This window comes from Actinokineospora cianjurensis (assembly GCF_003663795.1).
Classification (GTDB): Bacteria; Actinomycetota; Actinomycetes; order Mycobacteriales; family Pseudonocardiaceae; genus Actinokineospora; species Actinokineospora terrae.
Map to the genome: position 1 here is coordinate 1,049,882 of NZ_RCDD01000002.1, position 14,741 is coordinate 1,064,622.

Annotated in this window: 17 protein-coding genes; 5 read left to right on the forward strand and 12 right to left on the reverse strand. The window is 71.9% G+C overall.

All coding sequences use genetic code 11. The annotated features are described in order from the left end of the window. Window positions 1–9: 9 nt before the first annotated feature. Window positions 10–1,233, reverse strand: coding sequence for a low temperature requirement protein A (locus CLV68_RS19160; protein WP_121392169.1), 1,224 nt, complete (start codon window positions 1,231–1,233; stop codon window positions 10–12). Continuing rightward, window positions 1,230–1,718, reverse strand: a complete 489-nt coding sequence (locus tag CLV68_RS19165) for a YcxB family protein (RefSeq protein ID WP_121392170.1) — start codon at window positions 1,716–1,718, stop codon at window positions 1,230–1,232. Before CLV68_RS19165 ends, CLV68_RS19160 begins: the two co-directional genes overlap by 4 nt. Window positions 1,719–1,779: 61 nt before the next feature. On the opposite strand from CLV68_RS19165, the gene CLV68_RS19170 reads away from it, so the two are divergent. The 3 genes from CLV68_RS19170 to CLV68_RS19180 all read left to right on the forward strand — a co-directional run bounded on the left by CLV68_RS19170 (window position 1,780) and on the right by CLV68_RS19180 (window position 4,008). Then, a complete protein-coding gene (locus CLV68_RS19170) occupies window positions 1,780–2,574 on the forward strand; it encodes a hypothetical protein (protein ID WP_121392171.1) in 795 nt (264 codons plus the stop codon). Between the two features lie 611 nt (window positions 2,575–3,185). Continuing rightward, window positions 3,186–3,758, forward strand: a complete 573-nt coding sequence (locus CLV68_RS19175) for a hypothetical protein (RefSeq protein ID WP_121392172.1) — start codon at window positions 3,186–3,188, stop codon at window positions 3,756–3,758. A 10-nt stretch (window positions 3,759–3,768) separates the two neighbouring features. Continuing rightward, window positions 3,769–4,008, forward strand: coding sequence for a hypothetical protein (locus tag CLV68_RS19180; RefSeq protein WP_147460066.1), 240 nt, complete (start codon window positions 3,769–3,771; stop codon window positions 4,006–4,008). 165 nt (window positions 4,009–4,173) lie between these two features. Here CLV68_RS19180 and CLV68_RS19185 read toward each other — a convergent pair whose 3' ends face one another. Further along, on the reverse strand, window positions 4,174–4,827 hold the full coding sequence (locus tag CLV68_RS19185; RefSeq protein ID WP_170224444.1) for a DUF4386 family protein: 654 nt from the start codon (window positions 4,825–4,827) through the stop codon (window positions 4,174–4,176). A 121-nt stretch (window positions 4,828–4,948) separates the two neighbouring features. On the opposite strand from CLV68_RS19185, the gene CLV68_RS19190 reads away from it, so the two are divergent. Continuing rightward, window positions 4,949–5,605: a TetR/AcrR family transcriptional regulator gene (locus CLV68_RS19190; protein ID WP_121392175.1), complete on the forward strand. Its 657-nt coding sequence runs from the start codon at window positions 4,949–4,951 to the stop codon at window positions 5,603–5,605. On the opposite strand, the gene CLV68_RS19195 is transcribed toward CLV68_RS19190, so the two are convergent. Genes CLV68_RS19195 through fabG form a run of 3 tightly spaced genes read right to left on the reverse strand, consistent with a single transcriptional unit; the run spans window position 5,602 to window position 8,143 of the window. Beyond that, window positions 5,602–6,636: a ferrochelatase gene (locus CLV68_RS19195; protein WP_121392176.1), complete on the reverse strand. Its 1,035-nt coding sequence runs from the start codon at window positions 6,634–6,636 to the stop codon at window positions 5,602–5,604. The genes CLV68_RS19190 and CLV68_RS19195 overlap by 4 nt on opposite strands. Further along, entirely contained in the window at window positions 6,633–7,400 is a 768-nt protein-coding gene (gene fabI / locus CLV68_RS19200; RefSeq protein WP_121392177.1) for an enoyl-ACP reductase FabI, read from the reverse strand. Before fabI ends, CLV68_RS19195 begins: the two co-directional genes overlap by 4 nt. A 38-nt stretch (window positions 7,401–7,438) precedes the next feature. Further along, window positions 7,439–8,143, reverse strand: coding sequence for a beta-ketoacyl-ACP reductase (fabG, locus tag CLV68_RS19205; protein WP_121392178.1), 705 nt, complete (start codon window positions 8,141–8,143; stop codon window positions 7,439–7,441). Between the two features lie 291 nt (window positions 8,144–8,434). On the opposite strand from fabG, the gene CLV68_RS19210 reads away from it, so the two are divergent. After that, window positions 8,435–9,085 carry a DUF2461 family protein gene (locus CLV68_RS19210; protein ID WP_121392179.1) on the forward strand — a complete coding sequence of 217 codons (651 nt, stop codon included), beginning with the start codon at window positions 8,435–8,437 and terminating at the stop codon, window positions 9,083–9,085. 33 nt (window positions 9,086–9,118) lie between these two features. Here the strand turns inward: CLV68_RS19210 and CLV68_RS19215 are convergent, their stop codons facing one another. The 6 genes from CLV68_RS19215 to CLV68_RS19240 all read right to left on the reverse strand — a co-directional run bounded on the left by CLV68_RS19215 (window position 9,119) and on the right by CLV68_RS19240 (window position 14,640). Then, entirely contained in the window at window positions 9,119–10,102 is a 984-nt protein-coding gene (locus tag CLV68_RS19215; RefSeq protein WP_121392415.1) for a VWA domain-containing protein, read from the reverse strand. A gap of 2 nt (window positions 10,103–10,104) precedes the next feature. Next, entirely contained in the window at window positions 10,105–10,986 is an 882-nt protein-coding gene (locus CLV68_RS19220; RefSeq protein ID WP_211346681.1) for a DUF58 domain-containing protein, read from the reverse strand. Between the two features lie 65 nt (window positions 10,987–11,051). Then, a complete protein-coding gene (locus CLV68_RS19225) occupies window positions 11,052–12,110 on the reverse strand; it encodes an AAA family ATPase (protein WP_170224472.1) in 1,059 nt (352 codons plus the stop codon). Window positions 12,111–12,188: 78 nt separating this feature from the next. Next, entirely contained in the window at window positions 12,189–12,746 is a 558-nt protein-coding gene (gene mobA / locus CLV68_RS19230; RefSeq protein ID WP_121392181.1) for a molybdenum cofactor guanylyltransferase, read from the reverse strand. A gap of 35 nt (window positions 12,747–12,781) precedes the next feature. Then, entirely contained in the window at window positions 12,782–14,044 is a 1,263-nt protein-coding gene (locus CLV68_RS19235) for an FAD-dependent oxidoreductase (protein WP_121392182.1), read from the reverse strand. Beyond that, window positions 14,023–14,640, reverse strand: a complete 618-nt coding sequence (locus tag CLV68_RS19240; RefSeq protein WP_121392183.1) for a PadR family transcriptional regulator — start codon at window positions 14,638–14,640, stop codon at window positions 14,023–14,025. Before CLV68_RS19240 ends, CLV68_RS19235 begins: the two co-directional genes overlap by 22 nt. Between the last annotated feature and the right edge of the window lie 101 nt (window positions 14,641–14,741).

A 14,741-nucleotide genomic window follows, 5' to 3' on the forward strand; every position in this document is an offset into this window, starting at 1 on the left:
GCGCGGTTTCTAGGCGTCGGCCGGCTCGTGCTCGGCGTGCCGGATCTCGTCGCGGACACCCCGGTAGTGCACCCACTCGTAGGCGATGAGGGCGATGAGCACGGCGGCGAGCACCGCCAGCGCGACCAACGCGGGCAGGAACGCGACAAGCGGCGTGACCGCGATAAGAAGGGTGCCGACCGCGAGTCGCTGGGGCTTGAGGTTGCGGCCGCAGCGCCAGGAAACCCCGGCTTGCGCGAACAGGTAGAGCGCTGTGCCGCCGAACAAGGCCCACAGCGGCGGCCCATAGAGGTGGTCGGCGACCGTGTGGCCGTTGGCGCCCGCCACGTAGTTGAGCACCTTCTTGAGGCCAAGAGCCAGCATCACGATGCCTACGACTAGGGGCAGGTGCAGGAAGCTGAACGCCGAGCGCGCCATGCTCGCCCGCTCCACGCCGGTCGCCTCGGCCAGCGCGCGTTCGGCGATGAGCACGTGCGTGTCGAAGTAGGCCCACCACAGGCAGGCCGCGACGGTCAGCCCGAGGGTGGCCGCGGCGATGACCGGCCAGGAGATCGGCAGCGCGGTGACCCCCACGCCGATGGCCACGATCGACTCGCCGAGCGCGATGATGACGATCAGGCCGTGCCGCTCCGCGAAGTGCTTGGCGGAGTTGAGCCGCCACCCCGAGGCGCCGATGGCGAAGGTGCCGCCGTAGTCGGCGGCGACCGCGGCCACCCACAGCCCGATCTGCGCCGCGCCGCTGGTCTGGGCGGCGAGCAGGAGCAGCAGGGTGCCGCCGAGCATGGTCGGGGCGAACCGCAGCAGCTGCTTGCGCAGACCGGGGTCGTCCGCGGCGCTGATCCAGAACAGCACCAGGTGCACCGCGCGGACCAGCAGGTAGCAGAAGGCGAACACGACCGGCCCGGACAGCCCGCCCGGCAGGTCGTCGAACGCCTCGGGGATGGCCAGCGCGATGAGGAACATCGCGGCCATGGCGCCCAGCATCGCGGTGCGCGCGGTCCCCTCGTCGGCCTTGACCAGGTTCGACAGCCACGAGTAGCCGACCCAGCACCACCACACGACGGCGAGCACGAGGGTGCCACGCAGCAGGCCGAGCCAGGTGGGGTCCTCGGCCATCAGCGCGGTCACCTGGGTCAGCGCGAAGACGAACACCAGGTCGAAGAACAGCTCCAGGGTGGTGGCCGTCGCCGACTCGCCCACCCGCTCCAACCTGGACCGGTACGGCTTGCTCATGGCGCAGATGGTGGCACGCCCGCCGGACCGAGGGCACGGGTGAGCAGGTCGCGGAACCGGTCGATGTCCTCGGTGGTGTCGAACGCGCGGCCCGGCACGGGGTGGAAGCCCGACGGCCCGGTGCGCAGTAAGAAGCTCCGGTCAGTCTCCACCCAGCCAGTGAGGTCGGTGAGGACGAGGTCGCTGTAGGCGCTGCCGTCCGCGGTCATCATCCGCACCGAGTGGTCGTCGATGTCCGCGGTCACGGTCCGACCGGCGACAGGGTTACCGCGGAAGGCATGCCGGACCGCGATGAACGGCATGGCGGCGATGACGACAGCGCACACCAGCCCGAACACACCGGGCAGGTTCTGGCCCAGCACCAACAGCACTGCGGAGAACGCCCCGAGCGCCAGCGCGAACCACGGCACCCACCGGGTGAACGGCACCACGGCGCGCACACCGTCGGCCCAGTCGGCGGGCACCGGGGTCCAGCGCAGTCGCATGACGGGCAGCTTAGGGAGCTGATCTGCCCGGTCGGGAGCGGGTCGCGTACCCTCGGTCCCCGTGTCAACTCCCAGTGCCACCTTCGCGGTGTGGGTTTCGGCGTGGCTGAACGGCTCGGCCGCCTCGGACGACGTCCTCGACGCGCTCACCCACTGGGCGCCGCTGCACGACGTGGTCGCGGTCGGCCAGTCCACCGCGGACTCCCTCGACGTCCCCCTGCGCGGTCAGGCAGGCGGCCAGGTGGCCGGTCTGCTGGCCGCGGTCCGCCGCGCCGAGTGCACCGGCGGGCGGCTCGTGCTGCCGGTCCCCGGTGACGTGCGCGGCCTCGGCGGCCGCAGCGAGTTCGCCGGTACCGCCCTGCACGCCGGTGAGGCCGTGGTGCTGCTCGGCGCCCCCATCGGCCTGGTCCCCGAGCCCATCGCCGACGGCGTGCTGCGCTGGACGGCCTTCGACATCGGCGAGGCCCCCGCCGCCGAGCACGTGCCCCTCGGCGAGGCCGAGCACGAGCTGACCGGCGCGATGCGGGTCGCCGCGGGCGTGCTGACCGAGCTGGGTGTCGCCAAGCACCGCTCCGGGGTCCGCGAGGAGATCACCGCCCGGGTCGCGCACCGCTCGGCGGCGCCGTGGCCGGAGGGCACCCCGCCGCGGGCGCTGCGGGTGCTGCAACGCGCCAACGAGGTCTCGGCGATCCTCGACCTGGCCGCGGAGGACGCCCCGGGCGGCGCGCTGTCGTCGTCCTCGGCGCGCAGGCGCGCGGACGCCCTGCGGCCGCTGTTCGACGCGGTGCGGGTGGCCAGGCTGGCCGCCGTGGACGAGGCCGTCAGGGTCTTCTCCGACCACGCTGACAAGCACTGAATCGAAACCATTGCCGGTCTCCCCGGCCGCTCGCCGCGGCCGGGACCGCGCCGCTCCCCGGTGACCGGCGGATGACCGGTTCCGCTGTCGAGTCGGCCGCTGACCTGCGGTAGCGCCGCTCACGGGCGGCTTCGTGGCGTGGGTCTCACCGGTGGGTCCGACCGCCCTCGGGGCCACTAGACCAATCCCGATCTGTCCGGTGTGGCCCGCGCTCACGCTCAGGGGTCACCGTACGTGGGCTTGCGAACAGCATCTTGCACGGAGACGAACACGGCGCGGTGGCCCGTTCACCGGTGTGGCGCTGGGAAACTACCGCCGGGTCACCCCGCGTGCGTGCCGCCGTTCGTCGAATTCCCCCGTCCGCCAAGGTGATGCCCGCGGCGACGGCCGGGAACCGCCGCCCCCGTAGATCTTCCCGGCACAGGTCCGGGGAAACCCTTGTCTTCACGACGATTGCCGTCGCCAACGACCGGCCTTGCGGCCCCCAGCTGCGCCAACGCGGCCATCACCGGCGACATAACCCAGTGCTATGGGTCTTTGGGATGAGCGCGGGCGGCCCGGGTCGCCGATAGTGATCGCACTGGACCAACCGCTGTCACCGGAGTCACACCATGACCGCACAACTACTCGACCCCAAGCAGGCCGCCCGGCCGCTGGCGCTGGACACCAACCACCTGGGTGCCCTGCAGATGGTCGCGCGCGGCGAGGTCGGCGCCTACGGTGCTGCGGCGGCCTTGCGCCACCGCACCGACGACCTCGGGGTGCTGATGGTGAGCGCCCTGTTCACCCTGCGCCGCGACGGCTTCGTCGGCTTCGGCGACGCGGTGCCCGACCCGCGCGACGGCTGGCTGCAGGCAGGTCTGACCTCCGCCGGTGAGCGGCTGCTCGACATCTGGCTGCGCCGCGGCCGCCGCTCCCCCGACGAGGCCGCCCGCACCCGCGACTGGTTCGTGCTGCTGCGCTGCGCCCAGCGCGGCGACCTGGGCATGACCGAGGCCAACCAGGTCGTCGACCGCGGCAGCCCGGTGGAGAGCAGGCTCGCGGCCAGGATGCGCGAGCTGGTGAGCGCGGGCCACCTGGTCGTCGGCGCCGCCCGCCTGCGCGACTGCCGCATGATCACCCTCAGCGAGACCGGCAGGGCACTGCACACGCGTCTCGACCTGTCCCAGAGCAACCACGGGTGAGGCGGCGATGATGAGGAACCCCCGAAGCGAGGTCTGCTGGGGCACGAACACGACCCACGGCGGCCGAGCCCACGTCGTCCTGCACGGCAGCGGCACGGGCCTGTGCGGCCAACCCGTCGACACCCGCTACCAGGACCGCCCGACCGCCCGCCCCGTCTGCCCCGACTGCGCCATCTCCTACGTGGCCGCCGTCTTCCCCACCGAGGTGACAGCGCCAGACCTCCGGCACGAGGTCCGGCTGCGCGCCTGAGAAAACCGAACCGCGGCGTCGGAGGTCCCCCTGCACCTCCGACGCCGCGGTTCGGCGTATTCGCACTGTCGCGGTTCGGCGTAGTCGACACTGTCGCGGTTCGGCGTATAAACCCAATCGCGATTCGGTGTATCCGCACTGTCGCGGTTCGGCTCGATCAAGGCTCTAGGCGGCTGGTTGTCGTTTGCCGCTTCGGAGTACGTAGGCGGCGGTGGCGAGGAACCAGAGTTGGACTGTGGCGCTGCTGATACTGATCAGCGGGCCCGCGTCGGCGCCGAGGAGTTCTACCAGGGGTAGGGCCAGGGCGGCGGCGGTGAGCACGGTGAAAACCCTGAGCCACAACGGGATGTTCGCGATCCTGGCCAGGCAGAAGAGCCAGCCCGCCGCGAAGAGGGAGACGCCGAGGAGTTCGCCGACTCCGCCTGCGAAGGAGTTCAGGGCGTCGTACTGGACCTCGATGGCCTCTCGGTGGGTGCCGGACTGCCAGGACTGGGCGAGGTCGGGCATGGTGGTGAGCCAGCGGATGATGCCGACGCAGCGGGCCAGGGTGGAGAGGGCGGCGAAGGCCAGGCCGAGTTTGGCGAGGTGTGAGTCTTGGCGGTTGGGCGCAAGGGTTGCAGTTGCCCACAACGCCACGGGTAGGAACAACGCCGAGTAGGCGAGGTACACGACGTACCCGAGTCTTAGAGCGGTCTCGTTCTCGGCCACGCGCGGTAAGACCGTCGCGGCGGGTTCGCCCAGGCTGGCGGGCCAGTCGACGGCGGCGCCGAGGATCACCAGTGGGACGAACAGCAGCACCCCCTCCACCAGCAACAACACGGCGGCCGCCCGTCCGCGTTCACCACTTGCTTTGCGATCAGTAACTGCACTGCGATCAGTGTTCACGCAAGCCACCGTAGCGCACTGCGAACACTGATCGCAACGCGCTACCCTCACGCACATGGCGACCAGGCGAGAACGGCTCAGGGAGCAGACGTCGGCCGAGATCAAGGCCGCGGCGTTGGCGCACCTGCGGGAGGGCGGCGGTGCGGCGCTGTCGTTGCGCGCGGTGGCGGTGTCGATCGGGATGAGCCCGGCGGGTCTGTACCGCTACTACCCGAACCGGGACGCGCTGCTGACCGAGCTGATCACCGACGGGTTCGCGGCGCTGGCGCGGGAAGTGGCGCGGGCGAGGGACGCGGCGGAGGGGGATGCCTTCGTGGCGGCGGCGCTGGCGTACCGGGAGTGGGCGTTGGCCCACCCGCACGAGTTCGCGCTCTTGTACGGAACGCCGATCCCGGACTACCAGGCACCCGAAGCCGGCCCGACGTCGCACGCGAGCCGAGACGTGGGCGCCGCGTTCGTGCCGCCGATCGTCGCCGCTTGGCACCGCGGCACCCTCAAGCGCCGAGAGGACACGCCCGCACTGAACACGTTCGCCGCCGCGGTAGACCTACCTCCGGACGCGGCGGCGGTGGCGTTCGCGGCCTGGACCGCGATCCACGGCCAGGTAGTCCTAGAGACCTTCGGTCACCTCGCGTGGCTCGGCGAAGACCCCGCCCCTCTAGCCGAATCCCGCTTCCACGCTCTTTCCGAGGATCTAGGAATCGCGCCCTAAGGGCGTGCGGGACGCTTCGCGGGCTCGCAGCAAAGAGGGGCGCAAAGAGTTCCGTTGAGGGTGCAGCCCGCGCTGGGGAATGCGGACAGTTTGGCGGGTTCGGCCTCGGCCAGGTGTTCCTGGACGAGCGACACCACCATCTCCGCGAACCGCGGATCGGCGTTGGGCGTGGCCGCGCGGGCGAACGGGATGCCCAGGGCGGCGGCTTTCTCGGCGGCCTCGGTGTCGAGGTCCCAGACGACTTCCAGGTGGTCGCTGACGAACCCGATCGGGCTGACGACGATGCCGGGCGCGTCGTGCAGGGTGTCGACGTGGTCGAGGATGTCGGGCGAGAGCCAGGGGATCCGCGGCGGACCGGAGCGGGACTGCCAGACGACGTCGAACGAGTCCACCCCCACGGCCACGGCGACGAGCCGGGCGGCCTCGGCGATCTGGCGGGAGTAGCGGTGGCCGCCCTCGTCGGGCGGACCGGAGGCGCGGTCGGCGGACTCCGGGACCGAGTGGGCGGTGAAGACCAGGCGGCTGCCGGGCGGGACCTGGGCCTGGGCCGCCCGCACCGCGTCGGCGACGGCGGCGATGAACAGCGGGTGGTCGAAGAACTGGCGGAGCTTCACCAGGTCCGGCGCGCCCTCGCCGACCGACGCACGCGCGCGGGCGATGTCCTCGTGGTACTGCCTGCACGCCGAGTACCCGCCGTACGCGCTGGTCGGGAACACGAGCGCCCGCCGCACGCCGTCGGCGGCCATCGTGGCGAGGGTGTCCTCGACCATCGGGTGCCAGTTGCGGTTGCCGAAGTACACCGGCAGGTCGATGCCGCGCCGGGCCAGCTCAGCCCGGACGGCGGTGATGGCCTCCTGGTTGAGCCGGTTGATCGGCGACACCCCACCGAAGTGCTGGTAGTGCGCCTCCACCTCGGCCAACCGCTCGGGCGGCACACCCCGACCCCGGGTGACGTTCTCCAGGAACGGCCGGACCTCGGCGGGCCCCTCAGGCCCGCCGAAGGACAGCCACAGCAGCGCGTCGACCATCACATGCCCAGGGCGTGCACGCCCCCGTCGACCCAGACCATGGACCCGGTCGTGGCGGGCAGCCAGTCCGAGAGCAGGGCGCAGACCGACTTGGCGACCGGCGTGGCGTCGTTGACGTCCCAGCCGAGCGGGGCGCGGCCGGCCCAGCCCGCCTCGAGGTCGGCGAAGCCGGGGATGGACTTGGCGGCCATGGTGCGCACCGGACCGGCGGCGACCAGGTTGACCCGCACGCCCCTGGGGCCCAGCTCGCGGGCCAGGTAGCGGTTGGTGGACTCGAACGCGGCCTTCGCCACGCCCATCCAGTTGTACGCGGGCCAGGCGACCCTGGCGTCGAAGTCGAGGCCGACGATGGAGGAGCCCTCGGCCAGCAGCGGCAGCGCGGCCACCGACAGCGACTTCAGCGAGAACGCCGAGACCTCCAGCGCCACCGACACGTCCTGCCACGGCGCGTCCAGGAACGGCTCGCCGAGGCAGCTCTTGGGGGCGAACCCGATGGCGTGCACCAGGCCGTCGAGGCCGTCGACGTGCTCGCGGACCCGGTCGGCGAGGGTGTCGAGGTGCTCCTGGTCCTGCACGTCGAGCTCGACCACCGGCGCGGGCTGGGGCAGCCGCTTGGCGATCCGCTCGACCAGGCTGAGCCTGCCGAAGCCGGTCAGCACGACCTGCGCGCCCTGCTCCTGGGCTGCCTTGGCGACGTGGAAGGCGATGGAGGCGTCGGTGATGACGCCGGTGATCAGCAGCCGCTTGCCCTCGAGCAGTCCGGTCATGGCTTGGCAGGGTCCTTCCGGGGAGAGATGTGGGGTGGTCAGTGGCCCATGCCGAGGCCGCCGTCGACCGGCAGCACGGCGCCGGTGATGTACCCGGCGGCGTCGGAGGTGAGGAAGGTGACCGCGGCGGCGACCTCCTCGGGGGTGGCGTAGCGGCCGGACGGGATGGTCGCCAGGATCTGCTGCTTGCGCTCCTCGGTGAGCGCGTCGGTCATGTCGGTGGCGACGAAACCGGGGGCGACCACGTTCGCGGTGATGTCGCGCGACCCGAGTTCGCGGGCGATCGAGCGCGCCATGCCGACCAGGGCGGCCTTGCTGGCGGCGTAGTTGACCTGCCCGGGCGAGCCCATCAGGCCGACGACGGAGGAGATGTAGACGATGCGGCCGAAGCGCGCCTTGAGCATGCCGCGGGTGGCCCGCTTGGTGACCCGCCACGCGCCGGTGAGGTTGGCGTCGACGACCCGGGTGAACTGGTCCTCCGACATGCGCATCAGCAGCGTGTCGTCGGTGATGCCCGCGTTCGCGATGAGCACCTCGACCGGCCCGTGCGCGTTCTCCACCTCGGTGAACGCGGCGTCGACGGCGGCGGAGTCGGTGACGTCGCAGTGGACGCCGAGCAGCCCGTCCGGCGCGCCGGAGCCGCGGTGGGTGACGGCGACCTTGTCGCCCCGCTCCTGGTAGGCGCGCGCGATGGCCAACCCGATGCCCCGGTTGCCGCCCGTGACCAGTACCGACCGTCCCATTGCCATCCCATCCACCCGGCGAGCACGTCCGCACGGAGGCTATCGGGCGGCGCCGACCCGGGGGCGGACCGGGGCGGACCGACGGGTGAACGCGACGTGAGCCAGGACACAGGAATGCGCGGGTCGGCCGTCCTGGCTCATTCGGGGGAACACGCGCGAGCCATTTCCGGGGCGGATCCGTTGTTCGTCGAGGGAGTTACCTCGGACGGCCGAAAGGGCACCGGAAATAGGCACCGTGCGTATTCGGTCGGCCACACTTTCGTGGCTGGGCGGCCCGCATAGAATTGGTGTATGTCCCGACGGTTCACCGGCTGGCCGGTGCAGGCGCTCGATGTGTTGCACAAGCTGGAGGGCGTTCCCACGACCGAGGTGCGCGAGGACACCCGCGCGGACCGGGAACGGCTGGTGCGCGCGCCGATGGTGGACCTGCTCTCGGACCTCGCCGACGCCGACCCGCGGTACGCCGACTTCTCGGTGTGGCACTTCGCCAAGGACCCGTTCTGGTGGCAGCACCAGGGCGCGGTGGTGCGCTTGGCGCGCAACGTCGAGATCGGCCTGCGCTTCGACCTCGACGGCCTGCACGTCAAAGGCGCCTGGCACTACCCGGACCCCGGCCAGGTCCGCCAATTCCGCAGCGCCGTCGCCGAAGACTCCACCGGCACGGAACTCGTCGAGATCCTGGCAGCGCTACCGGACCAGTTCGAGGTAACCGGCGACGTCATGAAACGCGGCCCCCGCGACTACCCACCAGACCACCCACGAGCAGACCTCTTGCGCTACCGCTCCCTGGTCGCCACCCGCCCCGTATGGCCCGACGACGCCATCCACACTGCCGCAGCGGTCGACCAAGTCCTTGCGGTAGCCCAAGAACTCGACGCCCTGCTGTCCTGGCTCGCACGGCACGTCCCCCTCCCCCAGCCCCGAAAGCCCGCGAGGCGCTAGCGGGAGAATCACCCGCTGCGTGGGTTACCCGGCTCAGGGCAGGCGTTGGGTGAGGGTGAGGGAGAGGGCGGCGGCGATGAGGGCGGCGAGGGTGCCGAGGATGAGCCAGGGGCGGCTGGCGTCGGCTTCCTTGATCTCGTAGCCGATCTGTTCGCCGAGGGTGTCGTAGACCTTGCGGAGTTGGTCGGCGGTGGCGGCTTTGTAGAAGTCGCCGCCGGACAGGCCCGCGATCTCCTCCATGGCGCCGTCGTCGACGGCGACGGACTGGACCCGGCCCTCGATCTCGACGGTGCCGTCGGCGGTGCCGAAGGAGATGGTGGTGATGGGGATCTTGCGGTCGGCGGCGGCCTTGGCGGCGGTGAAGGAGCCGCGGGGGTCGTCCTCGTTCTCCGTGGGGATGGTCTGCTTGCCGTCCGACATCAGCACGATGCGCGCCGGGGGTGGTCCCTCGGGGCCGCCGACGACCTGGGAGAAGCCCTCGATCGACTGCAGGGCGGCGAAGATGGCCTCGCCGGTGGCGGTGGACTGGGCGAGCTTGAGGTTGTCGATCGCCTTGGCCACGCCGCCGCGGTCGGTGGTCGGGGCGACCAGGACGGTGGCGGTGCCCGCGAAGGTGATCAGCCCGAGGTTCACCCCCGGGGTCAGCCCCTGGGCGAACGACTTGGCCGCCACCTGGGCCGCCTTGAGCCGGGTCGGGGCGACGTCGGTGGACTCCATGGACAGCGACACGTCGATCACCAGCATCACGGTGGCCCGGTTGCGCGGCACCCGTTGCTCGGCGGTCGGCCCGGCCATCGCGGTGGTCAGCAGCAGCAGCGCGATCACCAGCACGATCGCGGGCACGTGCCGCCACCGGCTCGGACCGGCCGAGGACACCCGTTCCAGCAGTTCCAGGTTCGTGAACCGCAGGGTCCGCTTGCGCCGGGACCGTTGCACGAGCACGTAACCGGCGACGAGCCCGGCCACGGCGATCAGCAGTAAGAACCACAGCGGGGCGGAGAAGTTCCGCAGGCTCAGTGTCACGCGGCTCCTCCGGACCAACGGCGCTTGCGGGCGACGACGAACCGCACCGTGTCGGCGATCCAGTCGGAGTCGGTGCGCAGCACCAGGTGTCCGCTGCCCGCGCGGCGGATGCCCGCGGCGACGGCGGAGCGGTGCTCGGCGGCCGCCGCGGCGAACTCCTTGCGCAGCAACGGGGACGCGGTCACCTCGCGCTGGCGCCCGGTCTCCGGGTCGGCCAGCACGACGGTGCCCACGTCGGGCAGGTCGACGTCGCGCGGGTCGACGACCTCGACCGCGACGAGTTCGTGGCGCAGCGACAACGCGCGCATCGGGCGCTGCCACTCGGTGGCGCCCAGGAAGTCCGAGATCACGACCGCCAGTCCCCGGCGCCGCGGCGGCCTGCGCAGCTGCTCGATCGCCTCGGCCAGGTCACCCCGCACGCCCTCGGACGCGCGCGGCGTCTCGGCGACCTTGCGCACCAGTCCCCTGGCGTGCGCGAGGCCACCGCGGGCGGGTACCCGGATCATCCGCTCGCCGGTGGAGATCAGGGCGCCGACGCGGTTGCCGCCGCCCCTGGTCAGGTGCGCGATCGCGGCGACGGCGGCGACGGCCAGGTCGCGCTTCTCGCAGCCCGCGGTGCCGAAGTCGAGGCTGGCCGAGAGGTCGACGACCAGCCAGGTCTCCAGTTCGCGGTCGGCGACGGTCTCCCGGATGTGCGGGACCGTGGTGCGCGCGGTGACCGCCCAGTCCATCCGGCGCACGTCGTCGCCCGGCTGGTAGGGCCGCGCCTCACCGGGTTCGGAGCCGGGACCGGGGACCAGGCCGAGGTGGTTGCCCTGCAGCAGACCGTCGAGCCTGCGCCGGACGTCGATCTCCAGCAGCCGCAGCCCCGCCTCCATCCGGTCGCCGCGCAGCACCGGGGGGACCCAGCTGGGCCGTTCGCCGTCGGTGGAGCTGTGCCTGCTCACGGCCTGCCGTTCACCCCGGCCGGGGTCGGGTGGCCGACGGCCTGCGGGCGCGCCGACACCTGCGGCAGCGGCACGGTCTGCAGGACGCGGGAGATCATGTGGTCGATGGGCACCCCGTCGGCGAGCGCGTCGTAGGACAGCACGAGCCGGTGGCGCAGCACGTCGGGCACCACGTCGACGACGTCCTGGGGCAGCACGTAGTCGCGGCCGCGGACCAGGGCGAGCGCGCGGGAGGCGGCGACGATGCCGAGGCTGGCGCGCGGCGAGGCGCCGTAGGCGATCCAGCCGGCGACGTCGGCGAGGCCGTGCTCGGCCGGGGTGCGGGTCGCGAGCACGAGCCGGACGGTGTAGTCGACCAGCGCGTGGTGGACGAAGACGTTGGCGGCCACCGACTGCAGGCGGCTCAGTTCCTCCGGGGTGAGCACCTGGCTCGGCTCCGGCGGGGTCACGCCCATCCGGTAGACGATCTCGCGCTCCTCCTCCACCGTCGGGTACTCGACGATGATCTTGAAGAGGAACCGGTCGCGCTGGGCCTCCGGCAGCGGGTAGACGCCCTCGTTCTCGATCGGGTTCTGGGTGGCCAGCACCAGGAACGGGGTGGGCATCGGGAAGGTCTTGCCGCCGATGGACACGTGCCGCTCGGCCATCACCTCGAGCATCGCCGACTGCACCTTCGCCGGCGCGCGGTTGATCTCGTCGGCGAGCACGAAGTTGGCCACGACCGGGCCGAGTTCGACGTCGAAGCGCTCGCTGCCCTGCCGGTAGATGCGCGTGCCGAGGATGTCGGCAGGCACCAGGTCGGGGGTGAACTGGACGCGGGAGAACGACCCGCCGACGACCCTGGCGAAGGTCTCCACCGCGAGCGTCTTGGCCACGCCGGGCACGCCCTCGAGCAGCAGGTGCCCCTTGGCCAGCAGGCCGACCAGCATCCGCTCGACCAGGCGGTCCTGCCCGACGATCACCCGCTTGACCTCGAACACGGTGCGTTCGAGCAGTTGCGCGTCACGCGCGGGGGTCGTGGGCGCCTCGGCCTGCCCGGGGTCGGTCACCGGCATCCTCCTCGTGGATCTCACGACAGACCTCGCGGTCTACCGCGTACAGCCAACCGGAACACCGGTGTGAGCCCTGTGAACTCACTCTGGGAACGGGGCCCCGGTACTGGGAACGTGATCGGCCAGGTCCCCCGGGTGATCCACGTCGCGTGCGCTGCCGTCGAGATCGGGGAGGCGGACCGGCGCGAGTCCTGTGAGGACCTTACGCAGTGCGGCGTCGGCGGGCCTGGCGGGCATCGCCGCGCGGAGAGCGCCGGTCGGCCAGGCGCCGAGCAGCCACTGGTCGCGCCCGCCGCGGTCGACGAGGACGGCGGGTGGCGTGGCACGGAGGCGGTCGACGGTGGCTTTCGTTAGCGCGGGCAGGTCGGCCGCGAGCAGCACGACGACCTCCGCGGTGACGAGGCCGAGCCCGGCAGCCAGACCCGCGACCGGCCCGGTGCCCGGCTCGGGTTCGCGGATCCACCGGACAGGGTGGACGGTCGGCCGCGACGGACCGACGACCACCACCTCGTCGGCGTGCACGACGGCGGCGAGCACCCGGTCGAGCAACGAAAGCCCCCCGACGACGAGCGCGACCTTGTCCACACCACCCATCCGGGTTGCCTTCCCCCCGGCCAAGACCACCGCCGCCCACCGCACGCCCCGAGCCTAGGCGCTGCCGTGCCGGGCAGCGCTCAAGCGTCGACCCTCTCGTCCCAGTTGATCGTGTGGGCGTGGATGTCGCCGAAGATGCGCTTCGGGGTGAACAGGGTGCGGGTCAGCAGTGGGGTCAACGCGCGGCTGACCGCCCTGGCGACCGGGCCCGCTGCCTTGGAGTTGTTGGTGCGGCGGGCGCCGGCGATGATCTTGTCGGTGCGGGGGCGGCGGAGCTGTTCGTAGGCGGCGAAGGCGCTGGGCAGGTCCGGGCGGTCACGCAGGCACCTGGCCAGTTCGACGGCGCTCTCGGCGGTGATCGACACGCCCTGGCCGGAGCTGGGGGACGGGGCGTGCGCGGAGTCGCCGACGAGGACCATGCGGTCACGGTGCCAGTGGCGGACCGAGGGCAGGATCTCCAGGGCGCCGGTGACCTGCAGGTCCCGCGCACCCGCCAGCACCGACTCGGCCGGGTGGTCGCCCGCGTGGGCCTCGCGCAGTCGGCGCAGCCACTCCTCGGCGGGCACCTCGCGGGCCTGGGTGGTCGACATCGCCCCCTGGTGCGGGAGGTTGCTGAACCACGCCGTGTCGCCGCCGGGTGTCCCCCAGTAGCCGAAGAAGGCGCGTTTGCCCTGCGCGAAGTGCATGACCTCGGACCCGCCGATGCCGGGTACCGGCGGACCCCAGCCGCCGATGCCGAGTAGGCCCACCGGCTCCGGGCCCGGCGCGTCCGGGTCGATCAGGGTGCGGACCGTGGAGCGGATGCCGTCCGCGCCGACCAGCAGGTCCGCGGTGGCGGTGGTGCCGTCGGCGAACACGGCGGTGATCGAGTCAGGGCTCTCCTCGACACCGACGAGCCGCTTGCCGTACTCGACCTTCGCGCCCAGCTCCACGGCGCGGTCGTGCAGCACCCGGTAGAGGTCCGAGCGCCACATGGTGCGGCTCGCGGGCAGACCCGGCAGACCGTCGAAGGCGAAGACCTTCCTGCCCTGGAAGTCCTCCATCACCATCGTGGTGGTCGGCTGCCCGAGAGCGCCGACCTGCTCCCCCACGCCGACCGCGGCGAACGCGTCGAGCCCGTTGGGCGCGACCATCAGCATCCCGCCGACCCCGTCCGCCGCCTCGGCGTGCGCCTCGAAGACCGTCACCGCGACCCCGGCCCGGCGCAGCGCCGCCGCCGTGACCGGCCCCGCGATACCGCCGCCGATGACCAGCGCCGTTCGCACTGCTGCCGTGCCCTGTGCTGACGTGTTCACTGCTGCCGTGCCCTGTGTTGACCTGTTCAGCGCTCCGGTGCGCTCCATGGTGTCCCCTCTCCCAACGCTTCCTGCCAGGCGCGGAGGTATTCCGGCGCCTTCAGGCCGTCGATGAGGGTGCTGACGAACCGCCGCTCGGCCTCGATCAGCGCGAGCCGGTAGTCCTCCTCCACGAGGAAGACCCACGGCAGGCCCTGCGCCTTCGCCTGGGCGGTGTCGGCGGTGATCTCGGCGGCCTCCCGGTCGAGTGCGACCAGCCGGGTGCCGAGCAGCTCGACGGCCTCCCCCGGTTCGAGCACGCCGAGCAGCGACAGCGCGACGCCGAACCGCGGGTACTCGTGCTCGGGTTCGGCGACCAGCTCGCGCATCCAGTCGTAGAGCTCCGCCCGGCCGCCCTCGGTGAGCGCGTAGACGGTGCGCTCCGGCCGCGCCGTGTCCCGCACCGTCTCCTGCTCGGCGATGAACCCGGCTTTGCGCAGCTGCTCCACGACCATGTAGAGCGAGCCCCGGTTGTACTTGATGTTGCGGTCCTTGCCGGTCTCCTTGAGCCTGCGCCCCATCTCGTAGGGGTGCATGGGCTCCAGCAGCAGACCGGAGAGCACCGCGAGCGCCAGCGGGTTGCCCACCGCGCGTCGCTTGGCCACCACATCCTCATCTCTAGCCGACACCAACTATCCCGACTCGACTAGTCAGTGTCAACTAATTAGTTCCGGACCATCCCCCGCACACCCTGGCAGGCCCGCGC

Coding starts and splice junctions, on each gene's coding strand:
- fabG (WP_121392178.1), bottom strand. CDS start 8,143: ATGGGACGGTCGGTACTGGTCACGGGCGGCAACCGGGGCATCGGGTTG.
- CLV68_RS19190 (WP_121392175.1), top strand. CDS start 4,949: ATGGCGACCAGGCGAGAACGGCTCAGGGAGCAGACGTCGGCCGAGATC.
- CLV68_RS19225 (WP_170224472.1), bottom strand. CDS start 12,110: ATGCCGGTGACCGACCCCGGGCAGGCCGAGGCGCCCACGACCCCCGCG.
- CLV68_RS19165 (WP_121392170.1), bottom strand. CDS start 1,718: ATGCGACTGCGCTGGACCCCGGTGCCCGCCGACTGGGCCGACGGTGTG.
- CLV68_RS19160 (WP_121392169.1), bottom strand. CDS start 1,233: ATGAGCAAGCCGTACCGGTCCAGGTTGGAGCGGGTGGGCGAGTCGGCG.
- CLV68_RS19210 (WP_121392179.1), top strand. CDS start 8,435: ATGTCCCGACGGTTCACCGGCTGGCCGGTGCAGGCGCTCGATGTGTTG.
- CLV68_RS19235 (WP_121392182.1), bottom strand. CDS start 14,044: ATGGAGCGCACCGGAGCGCTGAACAGGTCAACACAGGGCACGGCAGCA.
- CLV68_RS19175 (WP_121392172.1), top strand. CDS start 3,186: ATGACCGCACAACTACTCGACCCCAAGCAGGCCGCCCGGCCGCTGGCG.
- fabI (WP_121392177.1), bottom strand. CDS start 7,400: ATGACCGGACTGCTCGAGGGCAAGCGGCTGCTGATCACCGGCGTCATC.
- CLV68_RS19220 (WP_211346681.1), bottom strand. CDS start 10,986: ATGGAGGCGGGGCTGCGGCTGCTGGAGATCGACGTCCGGCGCAGGCTC.
- CLV68_RS19180 (WP_147460066.1), top strand. CDS start 3,769: ATGAGGAACCCCCGAAGCGAGGTCTGCTGGGGCACGAACACGACCCAC.